Source organism: Streptomyces sp. NBC_01314, assembly GCF_041435215.1.
Classification (GTDB): Bacteria; Actinomycetota; Actinomycetes; order Streptomycetales; family Streptomycetaceae; genus Streptomyces.
The window spans coordinates 4,580,038-4,602,204 of record NZ_CP108394.1; the positions used below are offsets into that span (position 1 = coordinate 4,580,038).

Sequence of the window (22,167 nt, forward strand, 5' to 3'; positions counted from 1 at the left end):
GCCACTCCACTGCCACTCCACTCCCGCTCTCACCCACAGGCCCACCCGCTTCCCCTTCACCCCCGTCATCGTTCGTCCGGCCGAGAACCGTCGGTCGGCGGTGTGCGGCCTCGAAGGAAGCGACAGGGGCTGGTAAATCATGACAAGTCAGGGTGAGTGGGAGTCTCGAAGCAATGTCCATCAGGCGAAAGGTCGAGGGAAGGCCACCCTCGCCGACGTAGGGTTGGTCTTGGGAGGGCCGGCGGGACGGCCGTTCCCGGACAGCCGCCCAAAGGGAGGTCCAGTTCAGTGACCAGCCAGGTCAGCAGCCCAGCGGAGCAGGCCGACGAGGCCGCTCTGGGAGAACTGAGGGAACAGCGCAAACCGGCGGGGACGAAGGACGTCCGCCGGCTCGATCGGGTGATCATTCGGTTCGCCGGGGACTCCGGTGACGGGATGCAGCTCACCGGCGACCGCTTCACGTCCGAGACCGCGTCCTTCGGTAACGACCTCTCCACCCTGCCGAACTTCCCCGCCGAGATCCGCGCCCCCGCCGGCACCCTCCCGGGTGTGTCCAGCTTCCAGCTGCACTTCGCCGACCACGACATCCTCACCCCGGGTGACGCGCCCAACGTGCTCGTCGCCATGAACCCGGCCGCGCTGAAGGCGAACATCGGTGACGTGCCGCGCGGCGCGGAGATCATCGTCAACACGGACGAGTTCACCAAACGGGCGATGCAGAAGGTCGGTTACGCGACCAACCCGCTGGAGGACGGGTCGCTGGACGGATACAGCGTCCATCCGGTGCCGCTGACCACCCTCACCGTCGAGGCCCTCAAGGAATTCGACCTCAGTCGCAAGGAGGCCGAGCGAAGCAAGAACATGTTCGCGCTCGGTCTCCTGTCGTGGATGTACCACCGGCCGACCGAGGGCACCGAGAAGTTCCTGGCGGCCAAGTTCGCCAAGAAGCCCGAGATCGCGGCCGCCAACCTCGCCGCCTTCCGCGCCGGGTGGAACTTCGGTGAGACGACCGAGGACTTCGCGGTCAGCTATGAGGTCGCGCCGGCCTCCGCCGCCTTTCCCGTCGGTACGTACCGGAACATCTCCGGGAACCTGGCGCTGTCGTACGGGCTGATCGCGGCCTCCCGGCAGGCGGATCTGCCGCTCTACCTGGGCTCGTACCCGATCACGCCGGCCTCGGACATCCTGCACGAGCTGAGCCGGCACAAGAACTTCGGTGTGCGGACCTTCCAGGCCGAGGACGAGATCGCGGGCATCGGGGCCGCGTTGGGGGCCGCGTTCGGGGGGTCTCTCGCGGTCACGACGACCTCCGGTCCGGGTGTGGCGCTCAAGTCGGAGACCATCGGGCTCGCCGTCTCGCTCGAACTGCCGCTGCTCGTCATCGACATCCAGCGCGGCGGGCCGTCCACCGGCCTGCCCACCAAGACCGAGCAGGCGGATCTGCTCCAGGCGATGTTCGGCAGGAACGGAGAGGCACCGGTGCCGGTCGTCGCGCCGCGCACTCCGGCCGACTGTTTCGACGCGGCCATCGAGGCAGCGCGGATCGCGCTGACGTATCGCACGCCCGTCTTCCTGCTGTCGGACGGTTATCTGGCCAACGGCAGTGAGCCCTGGCGCATCCCGGAGACCGACGAACTACCGGATCTGACCGTGCAGTTCACCCAGGGACCCAACCACACCCTCGACGACGGCACCGAGGTCTTCTGGCCCTACAAGCGCGACCCGGAGACCCTCGCCCGCCCCTGGGCGATCCCGGGCACTCCGGGGCTCGAACACCGGATCGGTGGCATCGAGAAGCAGGACGGCACGGGCAACATCTCGTACGACCCGGCCAACCACGACTTCATGGTGCGGACCCGGCAGGCGAAGATCGACGGCATCGACGTACCCGATGTCGAGGTCGACGACCCGCACGAGGCCCGGACCCTGGTGCTGGGCTGGGGCTCGACGTACGGGCCGATCACTGCGGCGGTACGGCGGCTGCGTACGGCCGGGGAGTCCATCGCGCAGGCCCATCTGCGGCACCTCAACCCCTTCCCTCGAAATCTGGGTGCGGTGCTGAGGCGTTACGACAAGGTGGTGGTCCCCGAGATGAACCTCGGGCAGCTCGCCATGCTCATCCGGGCGAAGTACCTGGTCGACGCCCACTCGTACAACCAGGTGAACGGCATGCCGTTCAAGGCGGAGCAGCTCGCCACGGCTCTCAAGGAGGCCATCGATGGCTGAGAGGTCCACGGAAGGCTCGGGTGCGGGCAGCACGATCGAGGCGCTCTCCCTCGTGCCCAAGGCCACGGCCCGGCAGTCCATGAAGGACTTCAAGTCCGACCAGGAAGTGCGCTGGTGCCCCGGCTGCGGTGACTACGCGATCCTCGCCGCCGTCCAGGGCTTCATGCCCGAACTGGGCCTGGCGAAGGAGAACATCGTCTTCGTCTCGGGCATCGGCTGTTCGTCCCGCTTCCCGTACTACATGGACACGTACGGGATGCATTCGATCCACGGACGGGCGCCGGCCATCGCGACCGGGCTCGCCACCTCGCGGCGCGACCTGTCCGTGTGGGTGGTGACCGGTGACGGCGACGCGCTGTCCATCGGCGGGAATCACCTGATCCACGCCCTGCGGCGCAATGTGAACCTGAAGATCCTGCTCTTCAACAACCGCATCTATGGTCTGACGAAGGGCCAGTACAGCCCCACCTCCGAGGTCGGGAAGATCACCAAGTCGACGCCCATGGGGTCGCTGGACGCGCCCTTCAACCCGGTGTCGCTGGCGATCGGGGCGGAGGCGTCGTTCGTGGCGCGGACCGTCGACTCCGACCGCAAGCACCTGACGGAGGTGCTGCGGCAGGCCGCGGCCCACCCCGGTACGGCCCTGGTGGAGATCTACCAGAACTGCAACATCTTCAACGACAACGCCTTCGAGGTCCTCAAGGACCGGCAGCAGGCGGAGGAGGCCGTGATCCGGCTGGAGCACGGCGAGCAGATCCGGTTCGGGGCTGGGGGCACCTCCCGCTCGAGCGCAGCCGAGAGTGGGGGAGGCGCGCGGGGGGTCGTACGGGACGAGGCGACGGGTGATCTGCGGGTCGTCACCGTCACGCCCGAGAACGAGTCGCGGGTCCTGGTCCACGACGCGCATGCCGCGTCCCCGACCACCGCGTTCGCGCTGTCGCGGCTTGCCGACCCGGACACCCTGCATCACACCCCGATCGGTGTCCTGCGGTCCGTCCGACGGCCCGTCTACGACACCCAGATGGCCGACCAACTCGACTCCGCCATCGAGCAGTTCGGCAAGGGCGACCTGTCTGCGCTGCTGGCGGGCGGGGACACGTGGACGGTCGTCGGCTGAGGGCGGACGGTTCGACACAGCGGCCGACTGAGGACGGACAACTGAGAACGGACGACTGAGAACGGACGGCTGAGGGTTCGACAGCGGTCTGGTGCGTATGGCTGTCCCTCGGGGCCCGGGTCTGATTCAGGCCCGGGCCTCGTCGTACGCCTGCCGGGCCGCGTCGTACGCCTGCCGGGCCTCCTGTACGTCGTCCATGCGGTCCTTGGTCCAGCTCGCCAGGGCGCGTACCTGTTCGGCCGCCTCGCGGCCGAGGTCGGTCAGGGAGTAGTCGACGCGGGGCGGGATGACGGGCTTGGCGTCGCGGTGGACGAGGCCGTCGCGCTCCAGGGTCTGGAGGGTCTGGGTGAGCATCTTCTCGCTGACGCGGCCGATGGCCCGGCGCAGCTCGCTGAAGCGGTACGGCCGCTCCAGCAGCGCGATCAGGACGAGGACACCCCAGCGGCTGGTGACGTGCTCAAGGATGAGGCGGTGGGGGCACATGCCCTCGCCGTTCATGTCGTACTTGCTGTCGGGCTGCGTCGACACCTTACTTACGGCCATGCCAGTACCTTACTTCAAAGTGGGTACTTTCGCAGAGTTAGTGCACACCCTAGGGTTAGTGGCGCACCCGCCCCCCTGGAGGAGTTTCACCATGAGCATCATCGTCACCGGAGCGACCGGACACCTCGGCAAGTTCGTCATCGAGGGGCTGCTGGAGAAGGTCCCGGCCGAGCAGATCACGGCCGTCGTCCGCAGCGAGGAGAAGGCCGCCGGGTTCGCCGCGCGCGGTGTGAAGATCGCCGTCGCCGACTACAACACCCCCGAGACCTTCGACGGCGTCCTGGCCGCCGGTGACAAGGTGCTGCTGATCTCCAGCAGCGAGGTCGGTGCCGACCGAGTGGGCCAGCACCGGGTCGTGATCGACGCCGCCAAGGCGGCCGGGGTCGCGCTCCTCGCGTACACCAGCGCGCCGGGCAGCCTGACGGCCGCGCTCGCGAACGCCCACCGGGGCACGGAGGAGGCGCTGCTCGCCTCCGGTCTGCCGTACGCCCTGCTGCGCAACGGCTGGTACCACGAGAACTACACCGAGCAGCTCGCGCCGGTGCTGGAGTACAGCGCCGTCACGCACGCCGCCGGCGAGGGTCGGGTCTCCTCCGCGACCCGCGCGGACTACGCGGCCGCCGCGGTCGCCGTGCTGACCGGTGAGGGCCACGAGAACAAGACGTACGAGCTCGGCGGCGACGTCGCCTGGAGCTTCGCCGAGTACGCGGCCGAGCTGAGCAAGCAGACCGGCAAGGAGATAGCGAACAACGCCGTCTCCGTCGAGGTCCTCACCGGCATCCTGGCCGGCGTCGGGCTCCCCGAGCCGCTGGCCGCGATCCTCGCGGGCGTGGACGCGTCCGCCGAGAAGGGCGAGCTGGTCGTCGCCTCCGGCGACCTCTCCCGCCTCATCGGCCGCCCGACCACGCCGATCGCGGACTCGATCGCGGTGGCACTGAAGAGCTGACCCGCCGGACTCGATCACGGTGGCGGCGAAAGGGCTGATCCGCCGAGCCGAAGCACGTCGGCACCGAAGGACTGATCCGTCGGGTCGCATTCCTGAGCCTCGGGGCCGCGCGCCCCGGACCCCGACCCCGAACCCCCTCGACGGGGCCACCCCCGGCCGTCATGACCGTATCCCGATACGGGCATGACAGCCGGGGGTGCTCGGCATTACCTTCGGGAGGGCTGAGGGTTCGGGGGTCGCGGTGGCGCGGCCGGGCGAGAAGGAGAGGCCGTGGCGGCGCAGCCGAGGGGCGAACACCGGATAGGGCTGCTGAACGGTTTCGCCGCGTACGGGATGTGGGGGATCGTCCCGCTCTTCTGGCCCCTGCTGAAGCCCTCCGGTGCGATGGAGATACTCGCCCACCGCATGGTCTGGTCCCTCGCGGTCGTCGGCGTCGCACTGTTGGTGCTGCGGCGCTGGTCCTGGGCCGGTGAACTGCTGCGGCAGCCGCGCAGGCTCGCCCTGGTCACGGTCGCGGCGGCGGTGATCACCGTCAACTGGGGCGTGTACATCTGGGCCGTGAACGCCCACCAGGTGGTCGAGGCCTCCCTCGGGTACTTCATCAACCCGCTCGTCACCATCGCCATGGGTGTCCTGCTGCTGAAGGAACGGCTGCGGCCCGTCCAGTGGACGGCGGTCGGCGTCGGTTTCGCGGCCGTTCTCGTCCTCACGATCGGGTACGGGCGGCCGCCGTGGATCTCCCTCTGCCTCGCCTTCTCCTTCGCCACGTACGGGCTCGTGAAGAAGAAGGTCAACCTGGGCGGCGTCGAGTCGCTCGCCGCGGAGACCGCGATCCAGTTCCTGCCCGCGCTGGCCTATCTGCTGTGGCTGGGGTCGCGGGGGGACGCCACCTTCGGCGCGCACGGGACGGGGCACGTCCTGCTCCTCGCGGCGACCGGACTGGTGACCGCGCTGCCGCTGGTCTGCTTCGGGGCGGCCGCGATCCGGGTGCCGCTGTCCACGCTGGGGCTGTTGCAGTACCTGGCGCCGGTGTTCCAGTTCCTGCTGGGGGTTCTCTACTTCGGTGAGGCCATGCCGCCCGAGCGGTGGGCCGGGTTCGCGCTGGTGTGGCTGGCGCTGTCGCTGCTGACCTGGGACGCGCTGCGGACGGCACGGGTGGCGCGGAGGCGGCTGGAGGAGCTGACCACCGTCACCGAGATCTCCGAGGCGCGAACCCCGCTGACCAAATAGCGCCCTTGACGGAGAGTCAGTCCCGCCAGCACCATCCAGGCACCTCATTCACCGGGTTTGCCATGGACACATCAACAGTGTCGTCCAGGGGGACCCCATGGAATTCGGAGCCCCCACTATGAAGCTCTCTGTTCCAGCCGCGGGACGCACCGCCGTCGCCGCCGCCGTCGCGGTGGCCACGCTGTTCACCACCGGGTCCATAGCCGGGGCGGCCCCCGCCCCCGACGCGACGATCGCCGCCGCGCCCGATCTCCCCGTGGCCAACGTCAAGGCCCATCTGACCCAGTTGCAGTCCATCGCCACGGCCAACGGCGGCAACAGAGCCCACGGCCGCGCCGGGTACACCGCGTCCCTGAACTACGTGAAGGGCAAGCTCGACGCGGCGGGCTTCGTCACCACCACCCAGTCCTTCACGTCCGGCGGCCGCACCGGCTACAACCTGATCGCGGACTGGCCCGGCGGCGACACGAATCAGGTTGTCATGGCCGGTTCACATCTGGACAGTGTCACCTCGGGTGCCGGCATCAACGACAACGGCTCGGGTTCCGCCGCCGTACTGGAGGCGGCGCTGACCGTCTCCCGCACGAACTACCAGCCCACCAAGCACCTGCGGTTCGCCTGGTGGGGCGCGGAGGAGCTGGGCCTCGTCGGCTCCCGCTACTACGTCAACAACCTGTCCACCGCGAACCGGGCCCGCATCAGCGGGTACCTCAACTTCGACATGATCGGTTCGCCGAACCCCGGGTACTTCGTCTACGACGACGACCCGGTCATCGAGCAGACCTTCAAGGACTACTTCACGGGGATCGGTGTCGCGACCGAGATCGAGACCGAGGGCGACGGCCGCTCCGACCACGCGCCCTTCAAGAGCGCGGGCGTCCCCGTCGGCGGCCTCTTCACGGGCGCGAGCCGCGCGAAGACGGCCGCGCAGGTCGCGAAGTGGGGCGGCACGTCCGGCCAGGCCTTCGACCGCTGCTACCACTCCTCCTGCGACACCACGTCCAACATCAACGACACGGCGCTCGACCGGAACGGGGATGCGCTGGCGTACGCGGTGTGGGAGTTGTCGGAGTAGGAGCGGCGCCTCTCGTAGGCAGAGCTTCAGGTGGTGGGGTTCCGGGATCGGTCAGCGGCGTGGGCCCGCGGCCGGTCCCGGCCCCTGCGGTACGGCGGGCACCCGCGTGCGGGTGATCACCGAGGTGCGGTCCGCCGCGAGGGCATGGGCGTGGGCCGGGGTCACGCTCGTCGACCTGAGGCGGGACGCGACCGAGGTGGGCATCCGGGTGCCGTGGGCGAGATCGGCGGCCGCTCCGGAACGGAGGGCGCCGAGCCGGGCCAGGTGGCTCTGCCGCTGTTCCGGGCTGAGCGAGGCGACGTCGGCACCCAGAGCGGCCCGTACGGCCGCGGGGTGCGTCGGAATCGGGGCGGCGCCCTGCGCGGGTGCACGGGAGGGGTCCAGGCCGGCGGAACGCAGGGCTGCTGCGCGGGCGTTCCAAGGGGCCGCTTCCGGGACACGGCGGTCGGCTCCTTGGTGCTGCCGCCGGCCCCCGCCACTCATCGGCTGCTCGACGGTGCGCCAACTCATCGTGCCGGTGAGCTCGTTGACGTAGACCTCGACCCGTGGACGGCGGGCGGTGTCGACGGGCGAGCCCAGGGAGCGGCGGCGGGCGGCTCCGGCGGCCGACCCGGGCTCGGCGCTCTGCCCGGCTCCGACGAGCCGCCGGGCTTCCAGTTCTCGTGGTCCGTGATGGTCACTGGCCATGGGCGTAGGGGGTGGAGTCGAGGGCGCGGGCCCGGTCGGTGAGGCGGGTCATGCGGGTGCGGGCCTTTTCCAGCTGTTCCAGGTCGTCGGCGGCCGGGCCGGCGTCGGCTGCGAGGTCGGTCCAGACAGCGATCAGGTCGCGGCCCAGGTGCAGGCCCTGGAGCGGGTCGCGGACCGCGCGCCAGGCAGCCGCCGCGCTCTGGATGTTGCCGTACGCGGCACGCTGGTCGCGCAGGCGGTGGCGGAGGACGGCCAGGTCGAGGGAGAGGTGGAAGGAACGGAGGGCGTCGCCGGCCAGGTAGGCGATGTAGGCGGTCAGTTCGCGGAGCCTCAGTACCTCGGGGTGCTGCGGGCCCAGCGTGGTCTTCGCCCGGGCGACCGTCTCCTCGGCCATCTCCGCGGCCTCCTGGATACGGCCGAGTTTCACGGCCTCGTTGATGCGGGACAGGGGCTCCGCGAAGAGGGAGGCCGAGCCTCCGCTCGTCTCCTCCGGCTCCAGCACGGCTTCGGCGACCGCGTCGAACTCCCGCACCGGAGCGGGTTTGGGGCCGGGGTCCTCTTCCTCGACCCTCCATTCGGGCGCGAGGTAGGAGTCCGTTGCGGACTCCTCCGGAGGGGCGAGCAGGGGGGCCGGGCCCGAGGGGTGGACGACTACGGGCATCGGGTCGGCGGGCATCGGGTCGGCGGGCTGGTTGTGGCTCGGCGGCCACGGCTGGGGATCCAGCGAGAAAGGCTTCGGCTCCGGTGACTCCGGTGACTCTGGTGACTCCGAAGGCCCGCCGTACACCGCGGCCTCCCCCTCACCCTGCCCATGACCCTGGCTCGGCGGCCACGGCTGGGGATCCGACGCGGGGCCGGGGGTGGAGGTGGGTTCGGTGAGCGGGCCGAACTCGCCCGTAGGGGGTGCGGCGGTACCGAATGCCGGGGCTTCGTCCTGGTTTCCGAACGATGGCGGAGTCGTCCTGTCGGCGCCTGCCGTGATGCCCGGCGGGTCCAGGGGGAGGCTCGGGGTCCCGGGCGACTGCGCGAGCGGGGCACCCTTCGGTTCCGGAATCGCACGCAGGACGAACGTCGACGGCTCGACACCACCGGTCGCCGGCTCCGACTGCCTTTGTTCCGCCGCGGTGAGAGGCATGGTCCGGGGCTCTCGATTCGGCCGCTCAGGTGCCGCGGGAGCGATGGACTCCGCCGCGGCCACCGGCTCCACCGCCGAGAGCCGCATCGTGCTCGGCTCCCGCCTCGTCCGAGGGGCGGGGGCGGCGACCCGTTCGGATTCGCCCCACTGCGCCTGCGCGTGCGGGGCTTCGGAAGCCACCGCCGGCACGGCCGGTGGTACCGCCTCCGGTGCGGGCGGCACAGCGGGGGCGGGTTCCGGCGAGGCCATCCCGGCCGAGACGGACGTCTCGGCTACCGGGCTCGCCACGGGCGGCGCCTCGTACTCGTGCCGCGCCTCGTACTCGTGCCGCGCCTCGTACTCGTGCCGCGGCCCGTCAGCGGCCCACGGAGCAGGCGCCGCCTCGGGCTCGGCCGCTCGTTCCGGCACCGCCGACTCCGGTACGGCACGCAGTACATGGGTCGACCTGTCGCGACGCGGTGCGTGCGGGACCTCCGGACGCGCAGGTGCGACGGGAGGCTCCGAGGGCCGCTCGGCGACAACCTCGGGCGCGACCGCGGTCCCCGTCTGTCGCTCGGCAGCCGCCCCGGCGGCGCCCCACGGTTCTCCTACCCGCACCGGCTGACCGGCGTACTGGCTGGCCCCGTCCACGCACACCCGCAACGGCACCACGTACCCGATCCGCTCATCGTGGACCGTGGCGTGTACGGGGTGACCGGCCGCGAGGGCGATGCGGTGGAGGTGCCGAAGGACGGCGTCCTGAATCTCCTGGCCGTGGGCCGCGACGACCGGTACGCCTCCGATCCAGGCAGCGCCCGCACCCGGGCCGGCCGCGGGGACGTGGACGTCGACCGGTACCGCCACCGGGGCGGCCGAGGACGCCGAGCGCTTCTGTTCCCGCTTCTTCTCTCGGCTGGGTCGACGCATCTGTTCCCTCACTCTGCTGTGCCGGGGAACCGGCCACGCTTGATGCCAAGTCTCTCGGCTCGCTCACGGTTCAACGTCACCATGGCGTCACAGACACGTCCCAGAAGTCCGGCCACGGCTCGGCCCGGTGCGAACGGTTCAGCGCTTCGGCCCTGAGTTGTTCGTTCCCGGCGGTGGTGGCCCGGGTTGTCGGGGTACTCGCCAGGGCGCGGCGCCGGGGGTCCTGCCGAGTATCGATGATCACCGGCGCCGAGCGGAGGTCCTCCGGCCAGTTTCCGGTGGCCCGTATACGGGCACTCAGTGCGTCCAAGCCCGATCCCGGAAGGGCTCCCCCGGACTCGACGAGAGCACGCCACTCGGCTCGGATGTCCTCTCGGAAGATGGGTTCGTCGTCACGGCTCTCACCCATGTCCACCTTCTCTGCTCATCTCTACTCGGCGGTGCCGTTGTCCTCCGTCCCGGACCGGCAGGATGGCGAAGACAGCGGTCTGGAAAACGCCACAGCCTCAACTCACCAGCGCGTCATTGGCTTGTCCGGCGGACGCGTACGCGTTCGGTGAGGCGGCCCATGCGGGCGCGGGCTGCCTCGAGTTGCTGGATCTCGGCTGCCGCCGGGCCGCCGTCAGCTGCCAACTCGCCCCACAGGTCGATCAGTTCACGGCCGATGGCCAGCCCCCGCGACGGGTCACGCACGGCTCGCCACGCGGCGGCCGCGCTCTGCACGTTGACATAGGCCCCTACGTCCCCCTGCCGTCTGCGTATCCTGGCGAGATCCATGGACAAGGCGAACGAGCGCTGCGCGTCGCCCGCCAAGTACGCGATGTAGGCGGCCAGTTCACGCAGCTGCAGCACCTCGGGATGCTCTTCTCCCAGGGTCTTCGTCGCCGACGTGATGCTCTGCTCCGCCATCGCCGCCGCCGACTCGATCCTGCCCCTCCGCACGGCCTCGTTGATCCGCAGCACGGGCTCGGCGAGGAGCGACGGGGCGACCGATTCAGTGGTGGCATCTGGAGCCGTGTGGGGTGTCGCGGGGGCCGCGGGTGCGGTGACGGGCTCAGGAGCGACGGGAACAGCGGGATCAACGGGATCAACGGGAACGGGAACAAAGAGCACAGGAGCAACAGGAACAGCGGGCTGCGGAGCCGGTGCGGGCACACCCGCGGGAGCCTGCCCAGCACCCGGCTCGGGTATCGCAGCGGGGGCCGGCACCTCCGCCACCTGGTGCGGCGCGGCGCTCCGACCCGGGCCTTCGGCTGTCCCCACGGCTGCCGTGACCGCGCCCCCGGCCAACGGCACCGGCTCGCCAGCGAAATGGCTCGACCCGTCCGCCACGACCCTCAGCGGAGTGCTGAACCCGATGCGCTGGTCGTGGACCGTCGCGTTCACCGCGTGCCCCGTGGCGAGGACGAGCCGATGCAGATAGTTGAGCACCGCGTCCTGAACGCTCTCGCCGGGACCCGCGACGACGGGCAGACCCCCCACGGTGACCTGCCCGTGCGCGGGCACGTACACCTCGATGGGGGTGAGGCCCGACGCGGAGTCCCGCCCGGACTCGGGCCGGCTCCCGTGGCGCTGCTTCTCGCCGCGACCGAATCTGGACATCGCTTCCCTCACTGGGCGGAGGAGGCGGTGGAGGTGCCGGTGGCGGAGGCCGACGGACTCTCCGGGCTCGGTGGGTCCACAGCCTCGACCACGTTCACATCATCCACACGCCACGCCTTGCCCGAAGCAGAACGTACCAGCTTGAGATAGGCGTTGAGCCGTGGGCCGCGACCGTTCCAGCCGTCCCGGCCCTGCGCCTTCCCCTCCACGACGAGGTTGCGGTAGGCGACCTTCGCACTGTCCTTGGGTGCGTCGTCCTCCAACTCGACGCTCACCGTCACAGTGGTCCAGGCCTGATGCCGCGCCCAAATGATCCAGTCGTCCCCAGGTCCGCTCGCCGCCCGGTAGGACCGCTCGATCGTGGCCCTGCGCTTCGTGCTCCAGCGGGTCGCGCGCAGCACGGCGTCGTGAGGACTCGCGTCGTACTTGGTGTCGTAGCCGTACGCCAGCTCGGCCCACGCCTGGGAGACCGCGGTGGCGTCGTTGTCGTCCACGGCTCTCTGGACGGGCACATGCGCGTCGAGGCCCAGCGGTTTTCCGGACGGCACCGGCGCCTTGGGGGCGATCGAGGGCTGCGCCGATGCCGACGGCCCGCCGCTCTGTCCGGTGTCGGCCCGGCGGTGATCGGGCAGTCCGCATCCCGACAGCAGGGCGAGCGCGGTGGCGGACGTGAGCAGCCCGGCCACGGCGACGCGCAGCGTGCGGCCGGAACGTGCCCGTCGTGTCGGCCGGTCCGCCTGCGCGCGTGCCTGTCCGCCGGACCGCTTCATCCGCGCCCCTGCCGGTTCCGACGCCCGATCCTGCGCTCGCGTCTCCGCCGTCCCCATGGCGTCCCCCTCTTCCACTACTTCAGCCCCAGCCACGGTGCCGGATCCACGTACTTCTCATTCTCCGTGACTTCGAAGTGGGCGTGCGGACCGGTCGAGTAGCCGGTGGAGCCGACCGCTCCGACCCGTTGGCCGACCTTCACCTGCTGCCCCACGGAGACAGCGATGGCCGACATGTGGTTGTACGTCGTGGTGATCTTCTTGCCGTTGATCGTGCCGTGCGAGATGACCACACGGTTGCCGTAGCCGTTGGACCAGCCGGCGAAGGTCACCTTGCCGCCCAGGGCCGCGAGGAACGGCGTACCCGCGGGTGCCCCGAAGTCGATGCCCGTGTGCAGCTTGTAGACGTGCTTGATCGGGTGCATGCGCATGCCGTACGGAGAGGTGATCAGCAGTTTGCCGCGCAGCGGCGCGGCCATCCGCTGGCCGGCGGGGATCTCACCCGGCGGATCGTCGACCGACTCGTACTTGGATATGAGCGACTTGATGCGCACGACGTAGTTCTGCGTCTCGGTGTACGGCGGTATGCCGCCGTACTGCTCGACGGCTCCCGGGCCGGCGTTGTACGCGGCGAGCGTCAGGTCGAGAGTCTCGCCGGACGCCTTCCCGTTCTTCTTGTACCCCTCGACCTGCTCGGCGAGGGCGCAGTCGTAGCGTCCCTGCGCCATGATGGCGTCGCCCGGGTCGTACGGCGACACAGTGCCGTTGCCGTCGTCGTCCCTGCCCCACGTCTTCCAGGTGCCCGGCATGAACTGGGACAGCCCCTCGGCGCCCACCGGTGACTTGGCGTTGGGGTTCCAGCCCGACTCGGCCTCGATCTGGGCCGCGATGACGGCCGGTTTGATCACGTCGCACATCGCACCGGCCTTGAGGACCCAGGGGACGTACTGGGCAGGCACCGTGCCGTCGTTGAGGCCGCCGCCTACGCCGCTCCCCTGAGCCTCGGCTTCGACGTCGCCTCCCACCCCGACCATCATGACCACGGGAAATATGATCAAGGCCACTCCGCCCAGCACCACCCACGTGGTGGGGCTCCCCCCGTTCTGCGACATTCGCTCCCCTCGGGCTCAAGTCAGCATGCGACACGCTCAGTTGAGTCTCACAAGTAACGGCCTTCGCGTAAGTAACCACCGGGTCACGAACTTGTCCCAAGGCATCGCGTGGTATTACCTGCCACTCTGACATCAGAGATCATCAAACCGTAATCCGTTAATCCAGCACGGGGGGAGATTCGGCGGTGCAAGGGAGCACGCCAGGCGGACCGGAAATCTGGCTTCGGGGCCCGGTCGCCACGCCTGAGCAACCAGCACCATCTCCGCCCGTGGTGGAAGTACCGCCGGTGCCGGACCGGTTGGCCTGGGTGGCCGTGCACGGTGGAGCGGGCACGTCGACGCTGGCAGCCGTCTTCGGCGGCGTCGACGTCGGCCGTTCCTGGCCCCGGCCCGATCAAGGGGAGCCGGGCTCCATCCTGTTGGTGGCCCGTACGCACGCCGCCGGACTACTGGCGGTGTCACAGACACTCGACCTCTTCCGGCGCGGTGAGCACCCGCCGGGGCTCACCCTCGTCGCCGTGGCCCTGGTGGCGGACGCGCCCGGACGCCTTCCCCGTCAACTGCTCCAGCGCATCAAGGTGATCGGCTCGGCCGTCGACGTCCACCGGGTGCCCTGGGTGCCCGCCTGGCGGACCGGCGACCTGACCGCTCCCGTGCCGCGCGAGACGGCGGCGTTGGGCCGGCTGCTCACGGACGCACCACGTCCACCGGAAAGGCCTTGACGAGGAGTGACCAGTGCCGACGCCCCCACCCAAAGATGACGGTCCACCCCCGCCCATCGAGATCAGCCCCAGCGTGACCGCCAACCTCGACTATGTCCTCAACATCATGGCCTGGCTGGTCACCGCCGCGGGGGTCGCGGGTCTGCTGATCGTCGGGATCCGTATGGCGATCGCCGTGCGAAACGGCGATCGGGACGAACACGTGCGGGAGTTCCTCATGGTGATGAGTGCCTGCGTGCTCGGCGCCACCGCGGGACCGGTCGTCAGCTATTTGCTGAACGGCTGAACGGCTCCACCAACTGAGGGGACATCACGTCGACTCGGAATCCGACAGGCGACGCCGAGCCACGTCCGACGATGATGCGCCGCAATGTCACGAACATGTCATTCAGGGGTCCCGGTTCCCTACATCGCTTGGGGAACCGGCGCCCGGAACGCCAAGCTCACTTCGTCACCAGTTAAGACACCGGCCGACAGGGGCCGACCACATCGGGGAGAAAGCATGCTCAACTCGCTCGCAACCAAGGCCCACAACGTGTTCCTGGCGGATGGCGGCGTCCCGGACCCGACCAAGGACGCGCCGCCGGAGCTCACCGCGAAGGTCGACACCGTCCTCGGACTTGTCGCCTGGGTGGGCACCGCGGCCGGAGTCGCCGGGGTCCTGATCACCGGGGCCATGATGGCGATCTCCATGCGAAGGGGAGAGGGATCCGAGCACATGGGCCGCCTCGGCATGGTTCTCGGCGGCTGCGTCCTGGTGGCCACGGCCGGTCCGATCGTCAACTTCGTCTTCTAGAGCAAGCGAGAGGAATCTCGATCATGCTGAACTCCGGCCGATCCCGGGGCGGCAGCGGGGAGTGGGAGAAGCCGTTCTGGCAGCAGCGGGGATGGATGATATCCGCCGGCTTCCTGCTGGTTCTCGTCTTCATGGGTGCGGTGGCTCTTGTCGGCGGCGGCAACAGCCAGACGCAGGTGGACGACGACTCGTCCCCGGCCCCGAGCCCGAGCCCGACCACCACACAGGCCGGAGGCGGAGCAGCGGATGCTCGCCCAGCGGGTTGCCGCACCGACGACAGCGAGCAGGACAAGCCCACGGAGGCCCCGAAGGACTTCCGGTGGAAGGTGGACGGCACCACTCTCGTGCCCGTCTCGAAGACCGCGGGCCCGCTGAAATACGACGGCCCCGTCTGGTACTGCTACGCGCACACCCCGATGGGAGCGGTACTCGCCGTCCACTCCATCACCGACCACCTCGGCTACGCGGGCTGGCGCGAGGTCGTGGAACGGCAGGTCGTTCCGGGGAAGGGACGCGACGCTCTGATCGCCAACCGTACCCAGGAAAAGGACCGGTCCCCCTCGGGCAAGGCCGACGCCAGCGGATACTCCGGATTCTCGGTGCTCGCCTACAACAAGGATTGGGCGACGGTGATGTTCCTGATTCGCGGCCCCAGCGCGGGGGTGTACGGCACCGCTTCGGTGAACGTGCGGTGGCAGGACGGCGACTGGAAGCTCGACCCCGAGCCGGACGGCACGATCTATTCCGGGATGGCACAGGTAAGCGGCACCACGGGCTTCGTCACCTGGGAGGCGTGACATGGCGGACTGCACGACATTGGTGATCGACTGCCTCGGGGCGGGCCTGGAGTGGGCCCTGAACTCCGGCGGCGAGGCCCTCGCCGCCGGAGGCGTCGTGGCCTTCGCCAAGGCCATCGGCGAGGCCACGGAATCGGTTCTCGCATCGCTCAACAGTGTCTGGCTCAACGTCGACGCGGGTGCCGACGCCGGATCCGCCATGACCAACATCATGGAGGCGAACAACTGGCTGGTCGGCTATGTGGCCGTGGCTTCTTTGCTGGTGGCCTGCATCCGGATGGCCCTCGACCGGCGAGGCCAGTCCATGAAGGCCGCGTTCATGGGGATGTGGAAGGTACTTCTGGTCGGCGCGGTCGCGGTCCCCGTGGTCCAAGCGCTCACAGCGGCATCGGACACCTATGCCAGAGACGTCTACAGGGCGGCCAAACTCGACGAGACCGCCAACACGATCCTGGGCGTCCTGGTGCTGGATCAACCGGGCCTCATGCTCATCTTCGGTCTGCTCGTCATGCTCTCGACCATCGTGCAGATCTGTCTCATGTACATCCGCATCGGCGTCATGATCATGCTGATCGGCACCCTTCCGCTCGCAGCCGTGTCCTCGATGACCGGGTGGGGGGAGGGCTGGTGGAAAAAGCACGTCGGCTGGCTGGCAGCCTGGTTGCTCTATAAGCCGGCGGCCGCGCTGATCATCTATTCCGCCACCTCGATGACGCAGAACACCGACGACCTCGGCCAGGTCATCGCCGGCATGGCCATGCTGGCCATGGCCGTCTTCGCCCTGCCCGCCCTGCTCAAACTGATCGTCCCAGCCACCGCGGCACTCGGCGGCACGTCAGGCGGCACGGTCGCCCTCAACGTCGCCAACAACGTGGCCAGCGGCGCGGTCAGCATCGCGGGGGGCGGCGGGGGCGGCGGGGGCGGGGGCGGCAAAAGCGCCTCGTCCGGTCCGCAGGGCTCCCCGTCCGCAGGCGCCGGCAGCCCGGCCGGCGGTGCGGGGGCCGCCGGAGGGTCGGGAGCCCGAAGCGCCGGAGCCGCAGGCGGAACAGCCGCTGCGGGGGCCGCCACGGGTGGCGCCGCCGTGGGTCTGCAAGTCGCCGCGGTCGCCGCACAGACCCAACTCGCCGCAGCCACCGAGGTCATGAACTCCCTCGACGACAACGACGGGATGAAGGGCCACAACCAGTAACCCGTCGAACCCCCGACACCGGGCCGGGCCGGGGGACCCCCCGGCCCGGCTGTCCCTCACCTGCCAGGCCATGAGCCCGTGCAAGCGGAAGAAGGAAGAACCCATGTCCAGCGACGCCATGACGCGTCCCACGTACGGGAACTGGCGGCGCCCTCGCCGCCCCGGACTCGGTCCACTGGGCCTCCTCGGTACCGTCGTCGCCTTCGGCGGACTCCTGGTGGCGCTGCTGGCCTCGTTGGTCTCCCTCATGGCAGCCGTCGTCGTGCTCGTGCCGGTGGGGCTCTTCCTCGCTCCTCTCGCTCTGCGCACACTGGACGGCCGCAACGTCTACCAGCTCCTCGCCGTGCGCATCGGCTGGATGAGGCGGAAGGCGAGCGGCTCGACCACGTACGTCTCCGGACCGCTCTCCCACCGCCCCGGAGGCCGCTTCCAGCCGCCCGGCCTGCTCGCCCGTACCAAGATGTACGAAGGCCGGGACGCCTACGACCGCCCGTTCGGCGTGATCCACCACCCGGGCCGCAACCTCTACACCGTGGTGCTCGCCTGTGAGCCCGACGGCGGCTCGCTGGTGGACCCCGAGCAGGTCGACGTCTGGGTGGCGGCCTGGGGCGACTGGCTGGCCCGGCTGTCCCACGAGCCCGGTCTGCGCGGCGCCCAGGTCGTCGTCGAGACAGCCCCGGACACCGGCACCCGGCTCGCCGCGGAGGTCCTGCCCCGTATCGCGCCCGACGCCCCCGCCGCGGCCCGCGCCGTGATGGAGGAGGTCGTCGAGCGCTACCCGTCCGCCTCCTCCGAGATGCACACGTACATCGCGCTGACCTACGGTCCTACCGGTGGCCCCAAGCGGGACGTCGACGACGTGGTCACCGACCTGTCCATGCGGCTTCCCGGTCTGCTGTCCGGGCTGATCGCCGCGGGCGGCGGGTCCGCGTACCCGCTGTCGGCCGAACGGCTCGCCGAGATCGTGCGCGTGGCCTTCGACCCGGCCATCGCCCCGGACGTGCTCAGCGCCCGCGCCGAGAACGCGACGACCGGTATCGAGTGGGCCGACGCCGGCCCCGCGGCAGCGGTCGAGAGCGTCAACGCCTACCGGCACGACTCGGGTGTCTCGCGCACCTGGATGCTGACGCTGGCTCCGCGCGGTACCGTCCGTTCCGGCGTGCTGCGGGGCCTGTTGGAACCTGCCCCCGGCACCCGCCGCAAGCGGGTCTCGCTGATCTACCGGCCGATCGACCCGGCGACCTCCGCCCGGATCGTGGAGTCCGACCGTCGCTCCGCCCACTTCATGGCGAGCTCACGGGGCGGGCTGGTGGAGGCACGCGCCACGTCCGAGGTACGGGCGGCGGAGCAGACGGCGGCCGAGGAGGCCTCCGGTGCGGGTCTCGTGGAGTTCTCCATGATGGTGACGGTCACCGTCGACAGCGAGCAGGAGCTGCCCGACGCGTCGATCACCGTCCGCAATCTCCAGGCGTCCTCGCGCATCCTGATGCGCCCGGCCGACCGCATGCAGGCGTCGGCGTTCACCTGCACGCTTCCCGTCGGTCTGCTCCCGTGGGAGCACACCCTCGTTCCGTACCAGATCAGGGAGGCACTGTGAGCAAGAGCAGTCCGCAGCGGCCGCCCCGCCCCGCCACAGCCCCATCGCGCGGCTGGTTCGGGCCGGGCGGCGGCCAGGTCGGCCACGTCGACCCGCCGTCGATGTGGCGGTCCACCACCGTGCAGGCATGCGGGCTGTGGCCGTTCGCGGCCGGATCGGGCGCGCCGATGACGGGCGTACCGCTCGGGCAGCACCTGCACACCGGAGCGACCGTGTGCGGCGACCCCATCTCCTGGTTCACCCGCGCCCGTTACATCTCCAACCCCTCCCTCTTCATGCTCGGCATGCCGGGCCTCGGCAAGTCCACGCTGGTGAACCGGATGCTGATCGGCATGTGCGCGACCGGTATCACTCCGCTGGTGCTGGGCGACCTGAAGCCGGACTACGCGGACACCGTCCGGGCGCTCGGCGGCCAGGTGATCTCCATCGGCCGTGGTGTCGGCGGCATCAACGTCCTCGACCCCGGTGCCATGGGCCAGGCGGCGGCTCGGATCGGCGGCGAGCGGGGGCGGGTGCTCGCCGCCGAGGCGCACGGCCGTGTCCTCAACATGGTCGCCGCGCTCATCACGATCGTGCGCGGCCGGCCGATGGACGACCACGAGCAGTCGGTGCTGTCGGCCTGTCTGCACCACCTGACGGAGCGGACCCAGCCAGGACGGCCCCCGCTCCTGCCCGACCTGTTGCGCGTGCTGGACGAGGGTCCCGACCGGGTCCGCGCGGTGACCCTGGACCGCGGCAACGAGGCCCGCTACCAGGAGGCCGTCGACCCGCTGCACCGCTCGCTCCTCGGCGTTCTGGACGGCCCGCTGGGCGACACGTTCGCCACCGAGACCTCGACCCGTATCGACCCCGCGTCGCCGGCCGTCTGCGTCGACATCTCCCGTATCGGCGAGGCGGACACACAGCTCACGGCCGCGGCGATGCTCGCGGCGTGGTCGGACGGCCTCGGCACGGTGGCGGCGGCCCACGCCCTCGCGGATGCCGGGCTCGCCCCCCAGCGCTGGTTCTTCACCGTCCTCGACGAACTGTGGCGCCCGCTCCGCGCCGCCTCCGGCATCGTCGAACGCATCGACGCCCTCACCCGCCTCAACCGCTCCCTCGGCCTGGGTGACGCGAAGATCACGCACACGCTGAAGGACGCGGAGGCCCTCGGCAGCGAGGCCGACCGGGCCAAGGCGCGCGGCTTCGTCGAGCGGGCCGGCATGGTCGTCTGCGCGGGGCTGCCGCGCACCGAGATGCGCGAACTGGGCGAGATCGTCGGCATGTCGGAGCGGGAGATCGAGCTGGTCTCGTCCTGGTCGTCGCCGCCCGGCTGGGCCAGCATCGGTGGCAACGAGGAGCCTCCGGGCCGAGGTCGCTTCCTCATCAAGGTCGGTGGCCGTCCCGGCATCCCGATCAAGGTGTCCATCACGGAGACGGAGCGCAACCTGCACAACACCAACACCCGGTGGGCCGGGAACAAACTGAACCTCGCGAAGCCGCCGGAGGCATCGAGATGAGCACGCGCCCCACGCGCAAGGGCCAGTCCGCCGGTGACGACCTGCTGCCCTGGATCATCCCGGGCGTGGCCCTCCTCGTCGGTGGTCTCTTCACCGGCGCCTGGCTGGGCGGCACGCTCGGCGCGGCGCTGTCCACCGGCGGCTGGGACCCGCCGCCCTTCTCGCTGGACACTCTGGCGACCCTGGTCAAGGACGGTCCGCGGACACTGTGGCCGGACGCGTCGAGCGGCGCGGTGACTGCCGGAATCGCCACCGTCTTCGGGGTGTTCGTCGCCCTGATGGTCACTCTGATCATCCTCGTGCGCGGCCGCGGGAAACGCCCCGACGGCCTCGCCGGCCGCAAGGAACTGGCCGGCATGCTTCCCAAGGGCGCGGCCGAGCGCGCGCGTTCCCTGCGCCCGTCCCTGGGCAAGACCGCCAAGCTGGAGCCGGACGAGACCGGAAACCTCCTGGGCAACCTGGAACCCAACGGGCCCGAACTGCGCTCCAGCTACGAGGACGTGGAGCTGGACCTGATGGCGCCGCGAGCGGGCAAGTCCACGGGTATCGCCGTGCCCCGGGTGCTGCGTGCCCGGGGCAGCGTCCTGCTGACCTCCAACAAGGCGGACGTCTACAGCGTCACCCGTGCGGAACGCGAACGCGTCGGCCAGGTCTGGGTGTTCGACCCCCAGGGCATCGCACACACCTCGCGCGGCATGTGGTGGGACATGCTCGCCGACGCCGCCACCATCGAGGGCGCCAGGCGGCTCGCGGGCCATTTCGTCGGCGCGGTCAACGACGACGCGTCGAAGCGCGACTTCTGGATCTCCGCGGCGCAGAACACGCTCACGGCGCTCTTCCACGCCGCCAACCGCGGCGGGCGCGGCATCGACGAAGTGCTGGCATGGCTCGCCGACCCGGCCGACCGCACCCCCATCGACCTGCTGCGCGACGCGGCCATGCCGGCCCTCGCCGACCAGTTGCAGGGCACCATCCAGGGTGCCGTCGAGACCCGGGACGGCATCTACGAGACGGCCCGTCAGTGCGCGGCCTGTCTCCTCGACCCGGCGATCGCCGCCTGGGTGACGCCGGACCCGCAGCTGCCGCAGTTCCAGCCGGAACAGCACGTGCTCTCCCCCGACACCCTGTACCTGCTGTCGAAGGACGGCGGCGGCTCGGCCGCGGGTGTCATCGCGGCGGCCGCCGACTCGGTGCTGCGCGCCGGTGTGGTGGCCGCCGAGCGCATGGGTGGCCGCCTCGACCCGCCCATGACGGCGGTGCTGGACGAGGCCGCCAACGTATGCCGTATCTCCGACCTGCCCGACCTCTACTCCCACCTCGGCTCCCGCGGCATCAACATCGTGACCCTGCTGCAGAGTTACCGCCAGGGCGTACGTGTCTGGGGCGAGGCCGGGATGGACGCCCTGTGGGGCGCGGCGACCATCAAGCTGCTGGGTGCCGGTCTCGACGACGCGGACTTCGTGGAGAAGGTGTCCCGGCTGGTCGGTGAGCACGACGTGTCGACGGTCAGTTACTCCAGGAGCAGGGACGGCCGTTCCCGTTCCACCTCCTACCGCCTGGAACGCATCCTGCCCGCCGACCGCATCCGCGCCCTCCCCAAGGGCACCGCGCTGCTCCTGGCCACCGGCATCAGACCCGCCATGATCCGGCTCCGCCCCTGGTACGCCGAACCGGGCGCCGACCGCATCCAGGCCGCCGCCCAGGCCGAGGTGAAGGCCATCACCGCCCGCGCCGTGGAGAAGGCCGTCCGATGACCACTGCTCAGGATCAGGCCGGAGCGCCACCCTTCATCCTCTACCTGGACGGCGAGGACTACGCCGAGGAGATGCGCAACCTGGCCCTGTGGGTCTCGGATCTCCTCCTGCCCGTCTACGGCCGCGAGGTCACCTCGCAGCAGCCCTGGTGCCCCCGCTGGTGGGAGCACCTGGAGGCGATCGCCCGGCTGCACGCCCTCTGGCTGGCCTGGCAGGAGTGCACCGACCCGGCGGCCGGTGCCTCCGGCCCCGCCGTCTGGCATCGCGACCACCTCGGCCCCGTACTCGCCGAACTCCGCTCCCCCGCCGGACCGTTCGCGGGCTGCAAACAGGGCAGCCATCGGGCGAAGGCGGCGCCGACGGTCGAGGCGTACGACGGCTGACGTTCCAGCACGCTCGATGTGAGACCGCCGCCGAAGCCCAGCAGCGGTGCCGACGAGGCCCCCCACGTGACGAGAAGGAACAGA

20 protein-coding genes are annotated in these 22,167 nt (G+C 70.4%); 14 read left to right on the plus strand and 6 right to left on the minus strand.

Annotated features, from left to right (window positions below; genetic code table 11):
• Window positions 1–288: 288 nt before the first annotated feature.
• Both OG622_RS20085 and OG622_RS20090 read left to right on the plus strand, forming a co-directional pair.
• Entirely contained in the window at window positions 289–2,226 is a 1,938-nt protein-coding gene (locus OG622_RS20085) for a 2-oxoacid:acceptor oxidoreductase subunit alpha (protein ID WP_371577792.1), read from the plus strand.
• On the plus strand, window positions 2,219–3,343 hold the full coding sequence (locus tag OG622_RS20090) for a 2-oxoacid:ferredoxin oxidoreductase subunit beta (RefSeq protein WP_371577793.1): 1,125 nt from the start codon (window positions 2,219–2,221) through the stop codon (window positions 3,341–3,343). The genes OG622_RS20085 and OG622_RS20090 overlap by 8 nt, the downstream gene beginning before the upstream one ends.
• A gap of 126 nt (window positions 3,344–3,469) precedes the next feature.
• Here OG622_RS20090 and OG622_RS20095 read toward each other — a convergent pair whose 3' ends face one another.
• Window positions 3,470–3,886, minus strand: a complete 417-nt coding sequence (locus tag OG622_RS20095) for a winged helix-turn-helix transcriptional regulator (protein ID WP_371577794.1) — start codon at window positions 3,884–3,886, stop codon at window positions 3,470–3,472.
• Between the two features lie 91 nt (window positions 3,887–3,977).
• Between OG622_RS20095 and OG622_RS20100 the strand changes: the two genes are divergently transcribed.
• The 3 genes from OG622_RS20100 (at window position 3,978) to OG622_RS20110 (ending at window position 7,137) form a co-directional block, all read left to right on the plus strand.
• The gene (locus tag OG622_RS20100; protein ID WP_371577796.1) at window positions 3,978–4,832 is read left to right on the plus strand and encodes an SDR family oxidoreductase; all 855 of its coding nucleotides are present in this window, start codon (window positions 3,978–3,980) and stop codon (window positions 4,830–4,832) included.
• A 270-nt stretch (window positions 4,833–5,102) separates the two neighbouring features.
• Window positions 5,103–6,062 carry an EamA family transporter RarD gene (gene rarD, locus OG622_RS20105; RefSeq protein WP_371577798.1) on the plus strand — a complete coding sequence of 320 codons (960 nt, stop codon included), beginning with the start codon at window positions 5,103–5,105 and terminating at the stop codon, window positions 6,060–6,062.
• Window positions 6,063–6,180: 118 nt separating this feature from the next.
• Window positions 6,181–7,137 (plus strand): M28 family metallopeptidase, encoded by a 957-nt coding sequence (locus OG622_RS20110; RefSeq protein WP_371577800.1) that lies wholly within the window; start codon window positions 6,181–6,183, stop codon window positions 7,135–7,137.
• Window positions 7,138–7,188: 51 nt separating this feature from the next.
• On the opposite strand, the gene OG622_RS20115 is transcribed toward OG622_RS20110, so the two are convergent.
• The 5 genes from OG622_RS20115 to OG622_RS20135 form a co-directional block, all read right to left on the minus strand.
• Entirely contained in the window at window positions 7,189–7,824 is a 636-nt protein-coding gene (locus OG622_RS20115) for a hypothetical protein (protein WP_371577802.1), read from the minus strand.
• Window positions 7,814–9,865, minus strand: a complete 2,052-nt coding sequence (locus OG622_RS20120) for a hypothetical protein (RefSeq protein ID WP_371577804.1) — start codon at window positions 9,863–9,865, stop codon at window positions 7,814–7,816. The genes OG622_RS20115 and OG622_RS20120 overlap by 11 nt, the downstream gene beginning before the upstream one ends.
• A 522-nt stretch (window positions 9,866–10,387) precedes the next feature.
• Window positions 10,388–11,467, minus strand: a complete 1,080-nt coding sequence (locus tag OG622_RS20125; protein WP_371577806.1) for a tetratricopeptide repeat protein — start codon at window positions 11,465–11,467, stop codon at window positions 10,388–10,390.
• A gap of 8 nt (window positions 11,468–11,475) precedes the next feature.
• Window positions 11,476–12,237, minus strand: coding sequence for a hypothetical protein (locus OG622_RS20130; protein WP_371577807.1), 762 nt, complete (start codon window positions 12,235–12,237; stop codon window positions 11,476–11,478).
• A 74-nt stretch (window positions 12,238–12,311) separates the two neighbouring features.
• On the minus strand, window positions 12,312–13,298 hold the full coding sequence (locus tag OG622_RS20135) for a peptidoglycan DD-metalloendopeptidase family protein (protein WP_371584154.1): 987 nt from the start codon (window positions 13,296–13,298) through the stop codon (window positions 12,312–12,314).
• 233 nt (window positions 13,299–13,531) lie between these two features.
• On the opposite strand from OG622_RS20135, the gene OG622_RS20140 reads away from it, so the two are divergent.
• The 9 genes from OG622_RS20140 (at window position 13,532) to OG622_RS20180 (ending at window position 22,083) form a co-directional block, all read left to right on the plus strand.
• Window positions 13,532–14,068: a DUF6668 family protein gene (locus OG622_RS20140; protein WP_371577809.1), complete on the plus strand. Its 537-nt coding sequence runs from the start codon at window positions 13,532–13,534 to the stop codon at window positions 14,066–14,068.
• 13 nt (window positions 14,069–14,081) lie between these two features.
• Window positions 14,082–14,354 carry a hypothetical protein gene (locus OG622_RS20145; protein ID WP_371577811.1) on the plus strand — a complete coding sequence of 91 codons (273 nt, stop codon included), beginning with the start codon at window positions 14,082–14,084 and terminating at the stop codon, window positions 14,352–14,354.
• A gap of 216 nt (window positions 14,355–14,570) precedes the next feature.
• A complete protein-coding gene (locus OG622_RS20150) occupies window positions 14,571–14,864 on the plus strand; it encodes a hypothetical protein (protein ID WP_371577813.1) in 294 nt (97 codons plus the stop codon).
• Window positions 14,865–14,887: 23 nt separating this feature from the next.
• Window positions 14,888–15,661: a hypothetical protein gene (locus OG622_RS20155; protein ID WP_371577815.1), complete on the plus strand. Its 774-nt coding sequence runs from the start codon at window positions 14,888–14,890 to the stop codon at window positions 15,659–15,661.
• A 1-nt stretch (window position 15,662) separates the two neighbouring features.
• Complete coding sequence (locus OG622_RS20160; RefSeq protein ID WP_371577816.1) at window positions 15,663–16,850, plus strand: hypothetical protein; 1,188 nt, start codon at window positions 15,663–15,665, stop codon at window positions 16,848–16,850.
• A 103-nt stretch (window positions 16,851–16,953) separates the two neighbouring features.
• Complete coding sequence (locus OG622_RS20165) at window positions 16,954–18,447, plus strand: SCO6880 family protein (protein ID WP_371577817.1); 1,494 nt, start codon at window positions 16,954–16,956, stop codon at window positions 18,445–18,447.
• On the plus strand, window positions 18,444–19,946 hold the full coding sequence (locus OG622_RS20170) for an ATP/GTP-binding protein (RefSeq protein ID WP_371577818.1): 1,503 nt from the start codon (window positions 18,444–18,446) through the stop codon (window positions 19,944–19,946). Before OG622_RS20165 ends, OG622_RS20170 begins: the two co-directional genes overlap by 4 nt.
• Window positions 19,943–21,700 (plus strand): type IV secretory system conjugative DNA transfer family protein, encoded by a 1,758-nt coding sequence (locus OG622_RS20175; protein ID WP_371577819.1) that lies wholly within the window; start codon window positions 19,943–19,945, stop codon window positions 21,698–21,700. The genes OG622_RS20170 and OG622_RS20175 overlap by 4 nt, the downstream gene beginning before the upstream one ends.
• A complete protein-coding gene (locus tag OG622_RS20180; protein WP_371577821.1) occupies window positions 21,697–22,083 on the plus strand; it encodes a DUF4913 domain-containing protein in 387 nt (128 codons plus the stop codon). Before OG622_RS20175 ends, OG622_RS20180 begins: the two co-directional genes overlap by 4 nt.
• The last annotated feature ends 84 nt before the right edge of the window (window positions 22,084–22,167 follow it).

Coding starts and splice junctions, on each gene's coding strand:
- OG622_RS20155 (WP_371577815.1), top strand. CDS start 14,888: ATGCTGAACTCCGGCCGATCCCGGGGCGGCAGCGGGGAGTGGGAGAAG.
- OG622_RS20130 (WP_371577807.1), bottom strand. CDS start 12,237: ATGAAGCGGTCCGGCGGACAGGCACGCGCGCAGGCGGACCGGCCGACA.
- OG622_RS20090 (WP_371577793.1), top strand. CDS start 2,219: ATGGCTGAGAGGTCCACGGAAGGCTCGGGTGCGGGCAGCACGATCGAG.
- OG622_RS20180 (WP_371577821.1), top strand. CDS start 21,697: ATGACCACTGCTCAGGATCAGGCCGGAGCGCCACCCTTCATCCTCTAC.
- OG622_RS20150 (WP_371577813.1), top strand. CDS start 14,571: ATGCTCAACTCGCTCGCAACCAAGGCCCACAACGTGTTCCTGGCGGAT.
- OG622_RS20165 (WP_371577817.1), top strand. CDS start 16,954: ATGTCCAGCGACGCCATGACGCGTCCCACGTACGGGAACTGGCGGCGC.
- OG622_RS20125 (WP_371577806.1), bottom strand. CDS start 11,467: ATGTCCAGATTCGGTCGCGGCGAGAAGCAGCGCCACGGGAGCCGGCCC.
- OG622_RS20120 (WP_371577804.1), bottom strand. CDS start 9,865: ATGCGTCGACCCAGCCGAGAGAAGAAGCGGGAACAGAAGCGCTCGGCG.
- OG622_RS20160 (WP_371577816.1), top strand. CDS start 15,663: ATGGCGGACTGCACGACATTGGTGATCGACTGCCTCGGGGCGGGCCTG.
- OG622_RS20110 (WP_371577800.1), top strand. CDS start 6,181: ATGAAGCTCTCTGTTCCAGCCGCGGGACGCACCGCCGTCGCCGCCGCC.
- OG622_RS20100 (WP_371577796.1), top strand. CDS start 3,978: ATGAGCATCATCGTCACCGGAGCGACCGGACACCTCGGCAAGTTCGTC.
- OG622_RS20175 (WP_371577819.1), top strand. CDS start 19,943: ATGAGCACGCGCCCCACGCGCAAGGGCCAGTCCGCCGGTGACGACCTG.
- OG622_RS20095 (WP_371577794.1), bottom strand. CDS start 3,886: ATGGCCGTAAGTAAGGTGTCGACGCAGCCCGACAGCAAGTACGACATG.
- OG622_RS20115 (WP_371577802.1), bottom strand. CDS start 7,824: ATGGCCAGTGACCATCACGGACCACGAGAACTGGAAGCCCGGCGGCTC.